Origin of the sequence: uncultured Microbulbifer sp., assembly GCF_947489355.1 — a bacterium.
In the GTDB taxonomy this organism is placed as follows: domain Bacteria; phylum Pseudomonadota; class Gammaproteobacteria; order Pseudomonadales; family Cellvibrionaceae; genus Microbulbifer.
Genome location: NZ_CANLDD010000165.1, coordinates 1 through 657 on the forward strand (window position 1 = coordinate 1; position 657 = coordinate 657).

The following is a 657-nucleotide window of genomic DNA, read 5'->3' on the forward strand; positions in this document are numbered from 1 at the left end:
CGAAAGTAGGTTTGGTCATAGGTCATCTCTTTTTTGCTAATGATAAAGAAATGACACAGAATTCTGAACACTACCACCTTTAAAAATCATATTATGCTACCGGGAAATGAAAAGAATAGAACTTATATCAACGGTATTTATGTTTGCGTTCTCCATAACCAATACACCTGGACCAAATAATGTGATGATAATGGCTTCGGGAATGAACTATGGAACAAAAAGGAGTTTTCCGCACTTCTTGGAAATCTGTATTGGTTTCCTCTTAATGGTCATTTGCATTTGCTTGGGTGTTCTTTGTAAAAAATTTCCATTAATGCATGAAGGCATAAAAATTCTTGGTGTTGCCTATTTACTCTATCATTCATGGCTGGTTGCCAGGTCCAAGCCTTCTGAGCTTCAGGGTACGAGTACAAAGCCACTTACGTTCTTTCAAGCTGCACTGTGTCAGTGGTTAAACCCTAAAAGGAGCTGTTGCGGCTTATACGGTAGTTTCGTTTGATATATACGCTCAGGTATTGTTGATTTCTTTGGTGTTTTTTATCGCAGCCTTTCCATGTGTGGGCATTTGGCTTTTCTTTGGGGCCTAGATTCAACTTGTAAGTGCATATCTCAATGGAGCTAGAAAAAGCGGCCAGTTGCCCGTAGACTTCTCGCTTT

General features: G+C 39.6%; 1 protein-coding gene. It reads left to right on the plus strand.

Annotated elements, in window-relative coordinates; genetic code table 11:
* The first annotated feature begins 139 nt into the window (after positions 1-139).
* Positions 140-499 (plus strand): LysE family translocator, encoded by a 360-nt coding sequence (locus Q1A48_RS22060; protein ID WP_366523468.1) that lies wholly within the window; start codon positions 140-142, stop codon positions 497-499.
* Positions 500-657 lie beyond the last annotated feature (158 nt).

What these genes read in the sequence shown, in the direction of transcription:
- Q1A48_RS22060 (WP_366523468.1), top strand. Translation starts at nt 140, where the DNA reads ATGTTTGCGTTCTCCATAACCAATACACCTGGACCAAATAATGTGATG.